Genomic DNA, 15,958 nt, shown 5'->3' on the forward strand with positions numbered 1-15,958 from the left:
CATGCGCAAGCTCCCCACCTTCCGCGAAGACGACGGCATGGCGACCGTCGAATACGCCATCGCCACCCTGGCCGCCGCGGCGCTGGCCGGTCTCCTCTACCTGATCGTCACCAGCGACGCCGTCGTCGCCGGGCTCACCGCGCTCGTCGAGCGGGCCTTGGCGGTGAAGTTCTGATGCCCCGCGGTGATCGTGGATCCGTCACCGTGGAGGCCGCGCTCGGCATCGGCGCGCTGACCTTCGTCTCGGCCCTGCTGCTCGCCGGGATCGGGGTCGCCGCCGATCAGCTCCGCTGCACCGACGCGGCCCGCGAGGCGGCGCGGCTCCTCGCCCGGGGCCAGCCCGCCCGCGCCGAACAGGCGGTCCGGGAGATCGCGCCGCCCGGCGCGCGGCTGGACGTCGTCCGCGAAGGCGACGCCATCACCGCCGGCGTCGAGGCCGAACCGGTGGCCGGACTGCTGCCGGGCATCCGATTGCGTTCGCACGCCTTCGCGGTGGCCGAGCCGTGAGCGGTGACGATCGCGGCGTCGCGACCGCGTGGACCGCCTCGATCGTCGCGGTCCTGATCTGCGCGGCGGCGTTCACCTTCTGGATCGGGGCCGCCGCGACGACCCGGCACCGCACCGAGGCCGCCGCCGATCTGGCGGCGCTCGCCGCGGCGTCGCACGCGGCCGACGGACCCGGCGCGGCCTGCGACCGGGCGCGGCAGGTCGCCGTCCGGATGGCGGTCACCCTGCTGACTTGTCGGTGGGAGCGAGGCGACGCCCTGGTCGAGGTGCGGTCGGAGCCGTCGGGACGGCCGGCGGTCACCGGACGGGCGGAGGCGCGGGCCCGGGCGGGCCCGGTCAGCCGCCCACCGTGACGGGCGTCGCACGGTGAACGGTCGTCCAGCGGTGACCGGCCGGTTGTACGCGTGAGTAACCGCCGGGCGCGAGCAGCGGTCGTTGACGCGCGGCGAGCGGTCGAAGTCATGATCAGCGCTCCGCCGAACGGTCGGGTACCGCCGGCCGTGAGCACGGTCACAGGGGCATGGATGCCCAGCTCGGCTGCGACGAACGGCTTCGAAGCGGTCGGGCACGCCCGTTAATCGGACGTCCGGCATTCGGTCCGTCCTGTCGGACTACCGCGCGTTCATCGCTAAGTAACGGCCGGTTGTCGCGTGAGGTCTTCTCCCGATGTGCAACTTGCCGTTTATTGAGATGTGCGCCACCTCGAGAAGGTCGCCGGGTGGCGGCGCAGGACACACACAGGACAGAGTTGACCTGAGGCAGGGACAGTAATGTTGGACGCGAATTGGCCGGACAGCTGGCGGGGCGCCTTCCGCATCGAGATGCGGGCGGAGGCGATCGGCCTCGCGTGGCGTGGCTGGCCGGTGCTCCCGGGTGCGGAGCCCGCCGCGATCACCGCGGAAGGTGACGACCTTACCTGGCGGCGTCCCGTCCCTGCCCAGGACAACTGGCGTGAACTGACCGAGGCCCACCCGCACGACGTCGCCACCTGGTTCGGCGACGACACGCACAGCCTCCTCGTGGCCACCGGCACCGTGCTGGACGCCATCGAGGTCGACGACGAACTCGGCAAGGCCGCCGCCCGGCTGCTGCGCGCCACCGGCCACCCGGCCCCGATCGTCGCGATGCCGAACGGCCGCTGGCTGTTCCTCACCACCGTCGCCACGAGCATCCCGCGTGAACTGGCCGACCAGGCCTCGATCCAGTGGCACGGCGCGAACGACTACATCCCGTTGCCCCCGTCGCCGTTCCAGCACGGTGTCGTGCACTGGCGGGTCAAGCCCGAGGTTTGGGGCTGGCAGCTGCCCGAGGCCGCCGAGGTGCACGACGTGCTCGTCCGTGCGCTGGCCGGTGACCAGGCCGTCGCCCCCGTGGCGAGCCTGACCACCGCCGCCTGATCGGACCCACGAGCTCAACCCACAATTTCATGCCACATCGGTTTCAAACCACCAAGTGGCCTGACTGGGACCCGTGTTGACGCAACGCCCCGAGCACGGTGTCCAGAACGGCCACTGCCCCCGCCTTGTCCAGCGGATCGTTGCCGTTCCCGCACTTCGGCGACTGGACGCAGGACGGGCAGCCGGCCGGGCACTCGCAGGAAACGATCGCCTCCCGCGTTGCGGCCAGCCAAGGGACAATTGCGGCAAACCCGCGATCGGCGAATCCCGCACCCCCGGGATGGCCATCGTGCACGAACACCGTCGCCTCCCCGGTGTCCTCGTGCCACGCGGTAGACACCCCGCCAATGTCCCAGCGGTCGCAAGTAGCGAACAGCGGTAGCAGGCCGATCGCCGCGTGCTCGGCGGCATGCAGGGCACCGGGGACGCGCGCCGGATCCAATCCGGCGCCCGTCCCCGGTGCTCCGCCAAGATCCTCGGTCCCCACCTTGGAGCCTCCGGTCCCCACCGGCTCCAGAACCCCGGTCCCCGACCGATGGCCCCCGGTCCCCACCACGCCATCGCCCTCGGAAGAACAGAGCAAGTCCGCCGAGATCGTGTACCAGACAGCGCGGGTGTGCAGGCTCTGCTCCGGAAGGTCCAGCGGCGTCTGGTCCAGCACCTCGCCCGACGGCCGTCTCCGCAAGTAGCCGACCACTTGCGAACTCACCGACACCTCGCCGAGGTTCACCGAGATCCCGCCGTGCGTCCTGGTCTCTTCGGTGCGCAGCACGCTGATGTCGACGATCTCGCGCGGTGACGTGCTCCAGTCCGGATCCTCGGCGTGCACCAGGGCCAGCCCTGTCTCCAGATCGAGTTCGTCGACCACATAAGACGAGCCCTGGTGCAGGTACACCGCGCCGGGATGCACCGCGTAGCAGGCGGAACCCGGGTCGACCGTGCCGAGCATCCGCCCGGAATCGGCCTCCACCACGGCGATCTGCTCGCCGCCGGACCCGCGGATGCCCACCTCGGCGTGCGGCCGGTCGCGCGAAGTCCAGTACCAGCCGCTCGTGCGGCGGCGGATGATCTTCTCCTTGACCAGATCCGCGAGCACGGCACGCGCCGCGTCACCACCGAAGGCCGCGACCTCCGGTTCGGTCAGCGGGAGTTCGGCGATGGCGCAGGCCAGCTGCGGGCCCAGCACATACGGGTTCGACGGGTCGAGGACGGCGGCTTCCACCGGCCTGTCCAGGATCGCGGCCGGATGGTGCACGAGATAGGTGTCCAGCGGATCGTCGCGGGCCACGAACACGACCAGTGCCGCGTCTCCCGCGCGCCCGGCCCGGCCCGCCTGCTGCCAGAACGACGCGAGCGTTCCCGGATAACCTGCCAGCACCACCGCGTCCAGCCCGGCGATGTCGACGCCGAGTTCGAGCGCGTTCGTCGTCGCCACGCCGAGCAGCCGCCCGGAAAGCAGCGCCGCTTCGAGGGCGCGGCGCTCCTCCGGCAGGTACCCGGAGCGGTACGCGGCCACCGATTCCGCCAGCGAACCGTCCACTTCGGACAGAATGCGTCGCGCGCCGAGCGCAGTCAGCTCCGCGCCCCGCCGGGAACGGACGAACGCCAGCGAGCGAGCGCCCTCGATGACCAGTTCGGCGAGGATCCGGGAAGCCTCGGCACCCGCCGAACGCCGTACCGGTGCCCCGTTCTCGCCCGAAAGTTCCGACAGCAGCGGGGGCTCCCACAGCGCGACCGTGCGGGCGCCGCGCGGCGAACCGTCCTCGGTGACCGGGACGCACTCCTGCCCGGAGAGTTTCGACGCGAACGCCGCCGGGTCCGCGGTCGTCGCCGACGCGAGAACGAAGACCGGCGAAGCGCCGTAGTACGCCGCGACCCTCCGCAGCCTGCGCAGCAATAGCGCCACGTGGGAACCGAAGACGCCGCGATAGCTGTGGCATTCGTCGACCACGACGAACGAGAGCCGGCGGAAGAAGCGGGACCAGCGCGCGTGCGACGAGAGGATCCCGCGGTGCAGCATGTCCGGGTTCGTGAACACCCAGTTCGCGTGCGCGCGGACCCAGTCCCGCTCCTCCAGCGGGGTGTCGCCGTCGAACGACGCCGCACGCGCCTTCTTAATGTCCAAAGAGGACACGGAGCGCAACTGGTCGGCGCCGAGCGCCTTGGTCGGCGACAGGTACAGCGCCGAAGCCCGCTCGTCCTCGACCAGAGCCGACAGCACCGGCAGCTGGTACGCGAGCGACTTGCCCGACGCTGTCCCGGTGGAGATCACGACGTGCTCGCCCTCGCGCGCCAGCGACGCGGCTTCGGCCTGATGCCGCCACGGCGCCTTGACGCCGCTCGCCTTCAGCGCCTCGACCACTCCGTCCGCCGCCCACTCCGGCCACTCCACCGAATCCGCCTGCCGCGCGGGCAGCTCGGCCACATGGGTGACCGGGTACAGCGAAGCCGGGATTCCCGCCGTCGCGCGATCGAGAAGCCGCCGCCCCTTACCGGATTCCGCCGTGCCGTTCACCTTCGGAAGCTTCGCACAGCGCACCGACAAGAACGGGCCGTCGCGCGAGGAGAACGAACGCCGGAACGGCCCCCGGGATGATCGATACAGTGATCAGACTCACAAGGTTACGGAACGTGCGGTGGCAGGGACGGCTTGCCGCCCGCCATCCCACTACCAATACACTCCCGCAATCCACACCGTCTGTGGCGAGCGTCATGTGAGACGTACCTTGCAGTGCGACTAGCGTGACATTCGGTTCAGATCCCCATGCCAGCGTCGGCACGCCGGTTCCATCGGCGGATCGTTCGCTGGCCAACGGCGACGTCTCCAGGAGGACGAATGTCCCGGCAGTTCCTCGCGGCGGGCGAACTCACGCTCACCGGAGGTGGTTACACCATTGTCGGTGTAATCGCCGTGGTCGCCCTTGCCGCACTGGTCATCGGCTACGTTCTGCTCAAGGAGGTGCTGGCCGCCGGCCAGGGCACCACCAAGATGCAGGACATCGCGAAGGCAGTGCAGGAAGGCGCGGCTGCCTATCTGAAACGGCAGCGCAACACCCTCGTGATCTTCGGGGGAATCGTGTTCGTGCTGCTCTTCGCTTTGCCGGCCGATGACTGGAACGAAAAGATCGGCAGGTCGATCTTCTTCCTGGTCGGCGCGGCGTTCTCCTTCGCGATCGGCTACCTCGGCATGTGGCTGGCGACGCAGGCGAACCTGCGTGTCGCGGCCGCTTCGCGGGAGGAAGGCGGTCGCGAAAAGGCGATGCGCGTGGCCTTCCGTACCGGTGGCGTGGTCGGCATGATCACCGTCGGTCTCGGTCTCTTCGGTGCCGCGGTGGTCGTCCTCGTCTACACGGGACAGGCCCCGAAGGTGTTGGAGGGCTTCGGGTTCGGCGCGGCGCTGATCGCGATGTTCATGCGTGTCGGCGGCGGTATCTTCACGAAGGCCGCCGACGTCGGCGCGGACCTGGTCGGCAAGGTCGAGCAGGGTATCCCCGAGGACGACCCGCGCAACGCGGCCACCATCGCCGACAACGTCGGTGACAACGTGGGCGACTGCGCCGGGATGGCGGCGGACCTCTTCGAGTCGTACGCGGTCATGCTCGTGGCGGCGCTGATCCTGGGCAGCACCGCCTTCGGCGTGCACGGCCTGATCTTCCCGCTCATCGTTCCCGCCATCGGCGTGATCACCGCGGTCATCGGTGTCTACATCACCAAGGCCAAGGCGGGCGAAGGCGGTCTGGTCACGATCAACCGCTCCTTCTACATCAGCGCGGCGATTTCCGCGGTGCTCTCGACGATCGCGGCGTTCGTCTACCTGCCGGGTTCGTTCTCCGAGCTGACCGGTGGCGCCACGGCCGAGTCCGGCAACCCGGCGCTCATCGCGACCATCTCGGTCATCATCGGCATCGTGCTCGCCGCGGTCATCCTCAAGATCACCGGCTACTACACCGGCACCGAGCACAAGCCGGTCAAGGAGGTCGGCAAGTCTTCGGAAACCGGTGCGGCCACGGTGATCCTGGCCGGTATCTCGGTCGGTTTCGAGTCCGCCGTCTACACCGCGCTGGTCATCGGCGCGGCGGTGTTCGGCGCGTACCTGCTGGGCGGCGGCGTCGCGCTGTTCGCCGTCGCGCTGGCCGGTACCGGCCTGCTGACCACCGTCGGTGTCATCGTCGCGATGGACACCTTCGGCCCGGTTTCGGACAACGCGCAGGGCATCGCGGAGATGTCGGGTGACGTCGACGAAGACGCGGCGCAGATCCTCACCGAGCTCGACGCGGTCGGCAACACCACCAAGGCCATCACCAAGGGCATCGCGATCGCCACGGCGGTCCTCGCGGCGACGGCGTTGTTCGGGTCCTACCAGGACGCGATCAGCAAGGCGCTGAAGTCGATCCCGGAAGCGGCCGAAGCCAGCATGTCGACGCTGAACTTCTTCGTGAACACGGTGGTCAGCCCGAACACCCTCGTCGGCGTGATCGTCGGCGCGGCGGTCGTGTTCCTGTTCTCCGGTCTCGCGGTCAACGCGGTGTCCCGTGCCGCCGGCGCGGTCGTCTACGAAGTGCGCCGCCAGTTCCGCGACATCCCGGGGATCATGGAGGGCACCACTCGTCCCGAGTACGGCCGGGTCGTCGACATCGTCACGCGCGACTCGCTGCGTGAGCTGACCACTCCCGGTCTGCTCGCGGTCTTCGCCCCCATCGCGGTCGGCTTCGGCCTCGGCACCGGCGCGCTCGCCGGCTACCTGGCGGGCGCGATCGCGACCGGCACCCTGATGGCGATCTTCCTCGCCAACTCCGGTGGCGCCTGGGACAACGCGAAGAAGCTCGTGGAGGACGGCAGCCACGGCGGCAAGGGTTCGGACGCGCACGAGGCCACCATCATCGGTGACACCGTGGGTGACCCGTTCAAGGACACCGCCGGTCCCGCGATCAACCCGCTGATCAAGGTGATGAACCTGGTGTCGGTGCTGATCGCCCCGGCGATCGTGCAGTTCTCGATCGGCGCGGACGCCAACGTCGGCGTCCGGATCGCGATCTCGCTGGTCGCGGTCGCGATCATCGTCGCCGCGATCGTCGTTTCCAAGCGCCGCGAGTCGGTTCTTTCCGACACGCCCGCGGAAGCGAAGGCATGACGCGGTAAAAGCACCACCCCACTGGGCCCGCCACGTTTCCCGTGGCGGGCCCAGTGCCGTGCGGAGGCTAATCTCTGCGCGTCACACCGATCCTGATCCGGGGAGTCCCGCCATGAGGCGTCCGATCATCCTGTTCGCCGCCGCGTTCCTGCTGGCGGGTTGTGCCGGCGCCGAGCCGGTGGCCGTCGCCCCTTCTTCGTCTCCGGCTCCCGCGGCCGGAGGCTCATGGATGGACGGGTTCTGCGGTTCGCTGATCGACTTCGCCAAGATCGGCGACTTCAAGATGCCCGACGTCGAGCAGGGTGACGTCGCCAGCGCGCGGAAGGCGATGGACGAGGCCTTCGGGGTGTTCGCGCCCGGTTTCGACAACGCCGTCACCGGCCTGAAAGGACTCGGGCAGGCGCCGAGCGCGGAAGCCGAAAACGCGCGCAAAAGCATCGTCGACGCGTTGACGCCGATCCGGGACCAGGTCGTCGCCGCGAAGACGAAACTGGACGCCGCGCCGAAGGACGACAAGACGGCCGCGGCGGAAGCGGCGGTCAGTTTCCGGCGGATCGGGTCCGACATCAACGACATGCCCGACCCGTTCCAGCAGCTGGAAACGAACGCTTCGCTGAAGGCGTTGGCCGAGCAGGCCCCGAACTGCAAGAAGCTGCCCTCCTGACCATTCTTTTCGCCACGGTGATCGCCCGGCGATTTGCATTGCCTCCCGGTATCGGTACCGTCGGGGGCCAGCTGGGAAGTCGTGGAGTTGCGGGAGGTGTTTTCGTGCGGCCGCGGTTCACCGTCCTTGCCGCGCTAGCAACAGGTATCGGGCTCGGCCTCGCCGGGTGCGGGCAGCAGCCCGCGGTGACTTCCCACGCCAGACAAGAAGGTCTCGCGACGGTCAGCGCGTCGGAGGCCGACCCGACCTCCGCCTGGGCGGAGGGGTACTGCGACGCGGCCGGCGGCCTCGTGCGGACGCTGGCGGCGTTGCCCAGCGTCGACCCGAGCACGCCGCAGCAGGCGTCGCGGACCTCCAATGACCTGATGGCTTCGGTCTCCGAAGGGCTGAAGCGCACCTCCGCCGCGCTAGCGAGCCTCGGCCCGGCCCCGGTCGACGGCGGGGACGCCTCGCGGACGGCCGCCGTCGCCCAGCTCGACGGCATCCGGGCCCGCGCCGACGACGTCCGCCGCCGTCTCGAGTCCTCAGCCGACCCCGAGGCGACGAAAACGGCGCTTCGCGACGCGAGGACCTCCCTCGACGAACTCGACCGCCTCGACCTTCTCAGGGGCCTTAACGACGTGCCTCAGCTCGCTTCGGCGAGCAGCCGGATCCCGATCTGCCAGGATTTGGTCAAGCAACCGCGCTGAGTCATCGTGCCGTCACTGGCCATGACTCGAACTTGTGTTCTATTGTGTCCGGGTGGACGGGACGATCTCGCTCTTCTCGGCGGAGGCGAGCGGGCCGGGGCTCGCCGACCTCGCCGGGGTGCTGTGCGGGCCCGGGCGGATGACGGGCTTCGGGCGGACGGCCGCGCGGCTGTCCGCCGTGGTCGACGAGCCTTGGCGGGCGGGTGCCCTCGCCAGGGAATGCCGTCGGCGCGGTGTCCAGGCGCAGGTCTCGGCCGCCGAATGCGGGCGGCCGCTCGTGCGGACGCCGTTCCGGGTCGATCTGCTGCCGCTGGAGCAGCGCTGGGCCCGAGGTGAAGACAAGGTCCTGCCGGACGGGTTCCGGCTCGACGGGGCGATGCTGAGGATGTGGGCGCTGGCGGCGGGCAGCCCGCTGGGCAACGGCTACCTGCTCGCGCTCGATCCGGAGGTGCCGGAGACGCATGAACCGCTGATCACGGCACTGGCCCGGCTGGGCGTGCCGGCGAAGGTCCAGAAGGGTGAGGACGCGCTGCTCCGGGTCACCGGACGGCGGCGGCTCGCGCACGTCCTGGAGCTGATCGGGGACGCGCCCGCCGGTGCGGAGCCGGCTTGGCCGAGTCTGGTGCCGGTGGTGCGCGCCGTCTGATCTCACGCAAGTGCGATGAAAGGCCCCTTCATTGCAAATTTCGCCATGAAGGGGCCTTTCATCGCACGAGGGTCAGGGCTTCGGCGCCTTGCAGTCCGGGTTCGCGAGGTTCAGCTCACTGTGGGAGAGGCAGGAGGTCAGCTGATAGGTCTGTTCCCCGTAGTTGATGCCCTTCCGCACGGTCACCTTCCCGGCGGCGTCGACCTCGCACGGGTTGTTCATCGTGCACCGCTGGCCGCTTTCGTTGCCGGTGTTGTTGACGCCGACGACCTTGCCGGTCGAGGTCTCGATGATCGGCGACCCCGAGGTCCCGCCGATCGTCTTGCACGCCGGGGTGTACCGGATCGAGTCCTTCCAGACCCAGTTCGCCTCGCGCAGCTCGTGGACGAAGCCGTCGATGTTGCAGGAGTAGATCTTCTTCCAGTACCCGGACACCACGTCCATCGCGACACCCGCCGACGGACGGGTCGGCGAGAGCGTCAAGGGGGCGATACCGTAGGTCGACTGGATCTTGGAGTAGCTCGTGTTGAGCTGGTACAGCGAGACGTCCGTGTCGGTCATCGTCGCGTAGAGCAGCTTCTTCGCCTTGAGCGTGCCCAGCGACGAACGGCCGTCCTTGGACAGCAGGCTGAAGGTCCGTGACGAAGGCTGATTGACGATTACTTCTCCCGGGTCCGGGAAGCCTTCTTGCAGGCAATGCCCGTTGGACAGGACGAGGGCGGGGTCGTCGAGGCTCGCCTCGGGCGGCTTGACCACCGATCCGGAGCAGTTCGACAACGCCACGGTGCCGGCGAAGGTGGTCGTCGCCGCCTCCGCCGGGGTGGCGCCGACCAGGGCGGATGCGGTCAGCATGGCGAACAGCGTGCCGAGGAGTCGTCGGGTCACGTGGAGTCCTTTCGGGTCGGCGTGGACATCAAGTGAAGCGTTGGCAGAAGGGAGCCACCACCGTCGAACGGAGGGTGTTCACCCCGTCACGCGGTACCCCAGGCGGACGTGTCCGACATCACGTGCTAGGTGTTGAAAGGAAACATCGACGAGGTCAGCGGCGATGCGCTGGACACACGATCGGCGGCGTGTTGCGCCACCTAGCCGGGGTCCGGGCGGTGCGAGCGTGCACACTGACGGGTCGAGAGGCGGCGCGAAGGCGCCGAAGATGAGCGGAGAGCAGGACAGCGTGGCAGGAGCACGGACGAAGAAGACCGCGGCGTCGGACGACGGCGCCGGCCGTCGTCGGCTGGTGATCGTCGAGTCGCCGACCAAGGCCCGCAAGATCGCCCCGTACCTCGGCGGTAACTACGTCGTGGAGTCCTCCGTCGGACACATCCGCGACCTTCCCCGCGGCGCGGCCGACGTACCCGCCCAGTACAAGGGTGAGTCTTGGGCGCGGCTGGGTGTCGACGTCGACAACGACTTCAAGGCGCTTTACGTCGTCACACCGGACAAGAAGTCCAAGGTCACCGAGCTGAAGGGCCTGCTGAAGGACGTCGACGAGCTCTACCTCGCCACGGACCCCGACCGCGAGGGCGAGGCCATCGCGTGGCATCTGCTGGAGACCCTCAAACCGAAGGTCCCGGTGCGCCGGATGGTCTTCCACGAGGTCACCGAGCAGGCGATCCGCGCCGCGGCCGACAGCACCCGTGAGCTCGACGGCGACCTGGTCGACGCGCAGGAGACCCGCCGCATCCTGGACCGGCTCTACGGCTACGAGGTCTCGCCCGTGCTGTGGAAGAAGGTCATGCCGAAGCTCTCGGCGGGCCGCGTGCAGTCCGTGGCGACCCGGATCGTGGTCGAGCGGGAGCGCGAGCGCATGCGCTTCACCTCGGCGTCGTACTGGGACATCTCGGCGACGATGGACGCGGGCGCCGAGGCCTCGCCGCGTAACTTCCCGGCCAGGATGATCGCTGTCGACGGCGCCCGCCTGGCCACCGGCCGTGACTTCGGTTCGGACGGGCGGCTCAAGGCCTCGAACAACGAGATCCGCGTGCTGGCCGAGGCCGACGCGGTCCGGCTGGCCGAGGCGCTGAAGAACCGTGACTTCAAGGTCGCGAGCGTCGAAGAGAAGCCGTACACGCGCAAGCCGTACGCGCCCTTCATGACCTCGACCCTGCAGCAGGAGGCGGGCCGCAAGCTGCGGTTCACCTCCGAGCGCACCATGCGGATCGCGCAGAAGCTGTACGAGAACGGTTACATCACTTATATGCGTACCGACTCCACGACGCTGTCGGAGTCGGCGATCTCGGCGGCGCGCAGCCAGGCGACGCAGCTGTACGGCAAGGAGTACGTCTCGCCGTCGCCGCGCCAGTACACCCGCAAGGTGAAGAACGCGCAGGAAGCCCACGAGGCGATCCGTCCCTCGGGCGAGGTCTTCCGCACGCCGGGCCAGGTCGCGAAGGATCTGGACACCGACGAGTACCGCCTTTACGAGATGATCTGGCAGCGCACGATCGCGTCGCAGATGGCGGACGCGAAGGGCACCACGATGTCGGTGCGCATCGTCGGCACCGCCACCAGCGGCGAAGAGGTCACCTTCGCCTCCTCGGGCCGCACGATCACCTTCGCCGGGTTCCTCAAGGCGTACGTCGAGGCCGTCGACACCGAGAGCGGTGGCGAAGCGGACGACAAGCAGAGCCGGCTGCCGCAGCTGGTCAAGGACCAGGCGCTCACCGCGACCGACCTGAGCCCGGACGGGCACACCACGTCGCCGCCGGCGCGCTACTCGGAGCCGAGCCTGGTCAGCAAGCTCGAAGAGCTGGGCATCGGCCGCCCGTCGACGTACGCGTCGATCATCAAGACCATCCAGGACCGCGGCTACGTGTGGAAGAAGGGTTCCGCGCTGGTGCCCTCCTGGGTCGCGTTCGCCGTGATCGGCCTGATGGAGCGGCACTTCGAGCGGCTGGTCGACTACGACTTCACCGCCGGCATGGAGGACGAGCTCGACCGCATCGCCGCCGGTGACGAGCACCGGACGCAGTGGCTGTCGAAGTTCTACTTCGGCGGCGACATGGGCGTCGACGGTTCCGTCGGCCGCCTCGGCGGGCTGAAGAAGCTGGTCGGCTCGGGCGTCGAGGACATCGACGCCCGCGAGATCAACTCGATCCCGCTGTTCAGCGACGCCGACGGCCACACCGTCGTCGTGCGCGTCGGCCGTTACGGCCCGTATCTCGAGCGAGAGGTCGACGGGACGTCGCAGCGGGCGAACCTGCCCGAGGACCTGCCGCCGGACGAGCTGACCCCGGCCATCGCGGAGAAGCTGTTCGCGACGCCGCAGGAAGGCCGCGTGCTCGGCAAGGACCCGGTCAGCGGGCACGAGATCGTGGCGAAGGAAGGCCGCTTCGGCCCGTACGTCACCGAGCTGCTGCCCGAGCCGGAGCCGTTGCCCGAAGGCGCGACAGCCGCGCAGAAGAAGGCCGCCAAGGCGAAGCAGCCGAAGCCGCGGACGGGTTCGCTGTTCAAGTCGATGTCGATCGAGACGATGAACCTCGAAGACGCGCTGAAGCTGCTTTCGCTTCCGCGCGTGGTCGGCAAGGACCCGGAATCCGGCGACGAGATCACCGCGCAGAACGGGCGCTACGGGCCGTACCTGAAGAAGGGCACGGACTCGCGTTCGCTCACGACCGAGGACCAGCTGTTCTCGATCACGCTCGAAGAGGCGCTGAAGATCTACTCGGAGCCGAAGCAGCGTGGCCGGTCCGCGACCGCGAAGCCGCCGCTCAAGGAACTGGGCGACGACCCGGTGTCGGGTAAGCCGATGGTGGTCAAGGACGGCCGCTTCGGTCCGTACGTGACCGATGGCGAGTACAACGCGACGCTGCGGAAGTCGGACAGCATCGAGGAGCTGACCGCCGAACGCGGTGCCGAACTCCTGGCGGAGAAGCGTGCGAAGGGCCCCGCGCCCAAGCGCAAGGCTCCGGCGCGGAAGCCGGCGGCGTCGAAGACGGCGGCCACCAAGACGACCGCGGCCAAGAAGACCGCCGCGACCAAGACGACGGCCGCGAAGACTACGGCGGCGAAGAAGCCCTCGACGCGCTCGACGGCCACGAAGACGAAGTAGCTCCCCTCAAGTGCAATGAAGGGGCCTTTCATAGCAAATTTTGCTATGAAAGGCCCCTTCATTGCAGTCAGGAAGCCAGGCCCGCCCAGAAGCCGCACCGGTGATCGACGTCGTGCCCGACCGGCCGGACAGCGTCCGGAGCGAGTGACAGCACGACCCCGGAATCCCACCGAGGTGAACCGGCCGCGTTCGGATCACCTGTGTGCATGAAGGTGGTCCAGTACGCGATCATCTGTTCCGACAGGCGTTTCTGCTCCGGAAGCAGCGGCAGTTCCTGGCCGTGGAGTTCGAAGAGATAAGCCAGGTCGAGCGCGTGCGCAGCGCCGTGCGGCAGGCCCGGTGCCTCGATCTGGTTGACGTTCGGCGCGTTCTTGTCGTCGAACTCGTAGGCGTATACGGGAGTCCGCTTCGAAAGCAGCCGGTTCCCCTCGGCGGTCGGGCACGCCCAGGAGCGGTCGGTGGTGACCGTCGCCCAGGCCATGGCGGGCGATTCGTAGTCCCGCGACGGATACTTCGCGCCGACCTCGTCCGCGTGCTCGCCGAAGGTCGCGCGCAGGAATCCCTGGTAGCGCTCCTCGGTGATCGGCTTGTATAGGGCGACGCCCGCGATGAACGACCGCATCTCGTCGTGCGTGCCGCCTGAAATCACCGGCACCCGGTGAAAAGCGCCCAGCCGCACGGCTTTCGCGGGATCGAGCGGCAGCAGCGGGGTGCCGTAGGTCAGATGGTTGGAGAACGTCTGCGTGTGTTTCATCAGGTCGGCGGCGGGAAGACGGCGGAGGCAGCCGATCGCGCCCGGGCCCGTGCAGCCGTGGCTCGCGGCCGCCGCGGCGCCGTCCGCTTCGGTCTTGGACAGCGAGGAGTACGGCGTCTGCGCGGGCAGGTCCGGCACCAGGCCGCCGTTCGGCCAGTCCAGCAGGCACGAGCCGGACATGATCGCGGCCTTGTCGAAGAGCCCGGCCGACGCGGGTGACGTGAGCAGCGCGCAGGCGCTCATCCCGCCCGCGGACTGCCCGGCCACGGTCACGTTCCGCGGGTCGCCGCCGAACGCCGCGACGTTGCGCTGGGTCCAGCGCAGCGCGGAGATCTGGTCCGCCAGGCCGAAATCGCCGGATCCGGCGAGTCCCGGGAGTCCGAAGTAGCCGAAGACGCCGAGGCGGTAGTTCACCGTCACGACGACGACGTCGCCTTGGTCCGCCAGGCGTTGCGCGCCGTAGTGGCTGCCAGCGTCCATGGTGTACCCGCCGCCGTGCAGCCAGACCATCACGGGCAGCTTGCGGTTCCCCGTGTCGCGCGGCGCGGTGACGTTGAGGAAGAGACAGTCTTCGTCGCCGCCGGTGGCCTGAGGACAGACGTTCCCGGGTTTCGTCGCGTCGGCGACGCCCTTCCACGGTTCCGGCGGCCGCGGCGGCTTCCAGCGATCCTCGCCGACGGGCGGTGCGGCGTACCGGATGCCGCCGAACGTTCTGGTCTGCCCGGATTCCGCGCCGCGGACGGCGCCCGCGTCGGTGCGCACGACTAGCGGATCCGCGGGCGCGACGAGGGTGAGAAGACCGGTGATGAGCGCCAGCAGGAGATGCATGAGCTGTCCTTTCAGTGATCTGCGAGACGGCGCCACAGTCCGACGTGGCGGAAATAGAGGTGTTGAAGCACCTGGACGGCGACGAACGTGACGCCGTACAGCGCGGTGCCGAGCACGGGAACGGCGTCGACAGGGAGGGCGTACGCCATCAGGACCCGTCCGGCGGCGTCGGCGAGCAAGGCGACTCCCCAGAGGACGGTCGCGACCCGCCAGGTGCGCCGGAACCACCCGTGCCGCGGCCAGAGGTCGTTCCATTCGGTGACGCGCAGGGTGTCCGCGAACCGGCTCTTCGCGACCATGGAGCGAGCCATGCCGAACGCGAGTGGCCTGGTGAACAGCAGCGAGATCAGGAAACCGGCGCCGATCACCCCGGTGACCCAGCCGGCCTTCGCCAGCATGAACCGGGGGCTGCCGGTCACGAACGAGACGCCGACGCTCACCGCGAAGATCGCCAGCACGAAGATCGCCAACGTGTCGATCGAACGCCGCCGGATCGCCCGGTACAGCACGAAGGCCACGGTCGGCAGCGCGCAGAGGACGAGTGCGGGCAGCGCTTCGACGCCGAAGCCCCGCAGCACGTAGTAACCCGCGAGGGGCACCACGATTTCGAGGAGCACCACACCCCACTGGCGGATCGCGGGAGTCACGTCGGCCGCCGGGTCGCGAGGTCGAAGAGGGTCACCAGTTCCTCGGCGTAGGCGGTCAAGTCCATCGTCGGCTCGCCGGCGAGCAGGAACACCGGCCCCTCCACCGAGCGGCGGACGGTCGTCGCCATCACCCGGACGTCGAACTCGCGGAACTCGCCGCTTTCCTGGCCCCAGCGCAGGATGCGTTCCACCGGTTCGAGCGCCGCCCGCTCGGTCGACGCGTCGAAGTCGAGCGCGCCGCCGAGGAAGATGTTCAGCAGGGCCCGCATCCGGGTCGGTTGCGCGGCGGCGAACTCGAGGTTCGCCTCGATGTAGGTCCGCAGCGCCGCGCCCGCGGAAGACGGTTCGCTCATCCGCTCCGCCATGAACGCGCCGATCTCGCGGAAGACGTCTTCGAGGACCGTGCGGACCAGTTCCTCCTTGTTCGCGAAGTGGTACGAGATCAGCCCTGTGCTCGACAACTTCGCCTCCTTCGCGATCTGGGCGAACGACGCTTTGGCGTAGCCGAGGCTCGCGATCGTCTCGATGGCCGCGGCCACGATCTGTGCGCGTCGCGCACTCTCGGTTAACGTCTTCGCTTTTGCTTGCATGAGCGAAAAATAGCTCAGTCAAGCAAATCTGTCGACCGACGACCGCTCACCGAC

14 protein-coding genes are annotated in these 15,958 nt (G+C 69.0%); 9 read left to right on the forward strand and 5 right to left on the reverse strand.

What is annotated here, in order from left to right:
* The first annotated feature begins 1 nt into the window (after position 1).
* The 4 genes from IE302_RS23640 (at position 2) to IE302_RS23655 (ending at position 1,904) form a co-directional block, all read left to right on the forward strand.
* Positions 2–175: a DUF4244 domain-containing protein gene (locus IE302_RS23640; RefSeq protein ID WP_191256652.1), complete on the forward strand. Its 174-nt coding sequence runs from the start codon at positions 2–4 to the stop codon at positions 173–175.
* Entirely contained in the window at positions 175–507 is a 333-nt protein-coding gene (locus tag IE302_RS23645; protein ID WP_191256653.1) for a TadE family type IV pilus minor pilin, read from the forward strand. Before IE302_RS23640 ends, IE302_RS23645 begins: the two co-directional genes overlap by 1 nt.
* A complete protein-coding gene (locus tag IE302_RS23650) occupies positions 504–860 on the forward strand; it encodes an Rv3654c family TadE-like protein (RefSeq protein WP_191256654.1) in 357 nt (118 codons plus the stop codon). The genes IE302_RS23645 and IE302_RS23650 overlap by 4 nt, the downstream gene beginning before the upstream one ends.
* 417 nt (positions 861–1,277) lie before the next feature.
* Positions 1,278–1,904, forward strand: a complete 627-nt coding sequence (locus IE302_RS23655; RefSeq protein WP_191256655.1) for a bifunctional DNA primase/polymerase — start codon at positions 1,278–1,280, stop codon at positions 1,902–1,904.
* Between the two features lie 43 nt (positions 1,905–1,947).
* Here IE302_RS23655 and sftH read toward each other — a convergent pair whose 3' ends face one another.
* A complete protein-coding gene (gene sftH, locus IE302_RS23660; RefSeq protein WP_191256656.1) occupies positions 1,948–4,419 on the reverse strand; it encodes a DEAD/DEAH box helicase in 2,472 nt (823 codons plus the stop codon).
* A 321-nt stretch (positions 4,420–4,740) separates the two neighbouring features.
* Here sftH and IE302_RS23665 point away from each other — a divergent pair, with 321 nt between their 5' ends.
* From IE302_RS23665 to IE302_RS23680, 4 genes are all read left to right on the forward strand, one after another.
* Positions 4,741–7,035, forward strand: coding sequence for a sodium-translocating pyrophosphatase (locus IE302_RS23665; protein WP_191256657.1), 2,295 nt, complete (start codon positions 4,741–4,743; stop codon positions 7,033–7,035).
* A gap of 112 nt (positions 7,036–7,147) precedes the next feature.
* A complete protein-coding gene (locus IE302_RS23670) occupies positions 7,148–7,699 on the forward strand; it encodes a hypothetical protein (protein ID WP_229907911.1) in 552 nt (183 codons plus the stop codon).
* A 104-nt stretch (positions 7,700–7,803) separates the two neighbouring features.
* Positions 7,804–8,388 (forward strand): hypothetical protein, encoded by a 585-nt coding sequence (locus IE302_RS23675; RefSeq protein WP_191256658.1) that lies wholly within the window; start codon positions 7,804–7,806, stop codon positions 8,386–8,388.
* Between the two features lie 34 nt (positions 8,389–8,422).
* Positions 8,423–9,034: a hypothetical protein gene (locus IE302_RS23680; protein WP_191256659.1), complete on the forward strand. Its 612-nt coding sequence runs from the start codon at positions 8,423–8,425 to the stop codon at positions 9,032–9,034.
* Between the two features lie 72 nt (positions 9,035–9,106).
* Here the strand turns inward: IE302_RS23680 and IE302_RS23685 are convergent, their stop codons facing one another.
* On the reverse strand, positions 9,107–9,919 hold the full coding sequence (locus IE302_RS23685) for a S1 family peptidase (protein WP_191256660.1): 813 nt from the start codon (positions 9,917–9,919) through the stop codon (positions 9,107–9,109).
* Between the two features lie 268 nt (positions 9,920–10,187).
* Here IE302_RS23685 and topA point away from each other — a divergent pair, with 268 nt between their 5' ends.
* Positions 10,188–13,085, forward strand: a complete 2,898-nt coding sequence (gene topA / locus IE302_RS23690) for a type I DNA topoisomerase (RefSeq protein WP_191256661.1) — start codon at positions 10,188–10,190, stop codon at positions 13,083–13,085.
* Between the two features lie 67 nt (positions 13,086–13,152).
* Here topA and IE302_RS23695 read toward each other — a convergent pair whose 3' ends face one another.
* The 3 genes from IE302_RS23695 to IE302_RS23705 are packed head-to-tail and all read right to left on the reverse strand — an operon-like array spanning position 13,153 to position 15,853.
* Positions 13,153–14,667 (reverse strand): carboxylesterase/lipase family protein, encoded by a 1,515-nt coding sequence (locus IE302_RS23695; protein ID WP_191256662.1) that lies wholly within the window; start codon positions 14,665–14,667, stop codon positions 13,153–13,155.
* Positions 14,668–14,678: 11 nt separating this feature from the next.
* Positions 14,679–15,314 carry a VC0807 family protein gene (locus tag IE302_RS23700; protein ID WP_191256663.1) on the reverse strand — a complete coding sequence of 212 codons (636 nt, stop codon included), beginning with the start codon at positions 15,312–15,314 and terminating at the stop codon, positions 14,679–14,681.
* Positions 15,311–15,853: a TetR/AcrR family transcriptional regulator gene (locus IE302_RS23705; RefSeq protein ID WP_191256664.1), complete on the reverse strand. Its 543-nt coding sequence runs from the start codon at positions 15,851–15,853 to the stop codon at positions 15,311–15,313. The genes IE302_RS23700 and IE302_RS23705 overlap by 4 nt, the downstream gene beginning before the upstream one ends.
* Positions 15,854–15,958 lie beyond the last annotated feature (105 nt).

This window comes from Amycolatopsis oliviviridis, from assembly GCF_014654365.1.
Classification (GTDB): domain Bacteria; phylum Actinomycetota; class Actinomycetes; order Mycobacteriales; family Pseudonocardiaceae; genus Amycolatopsis; species Amycolatopsis oliviviridis.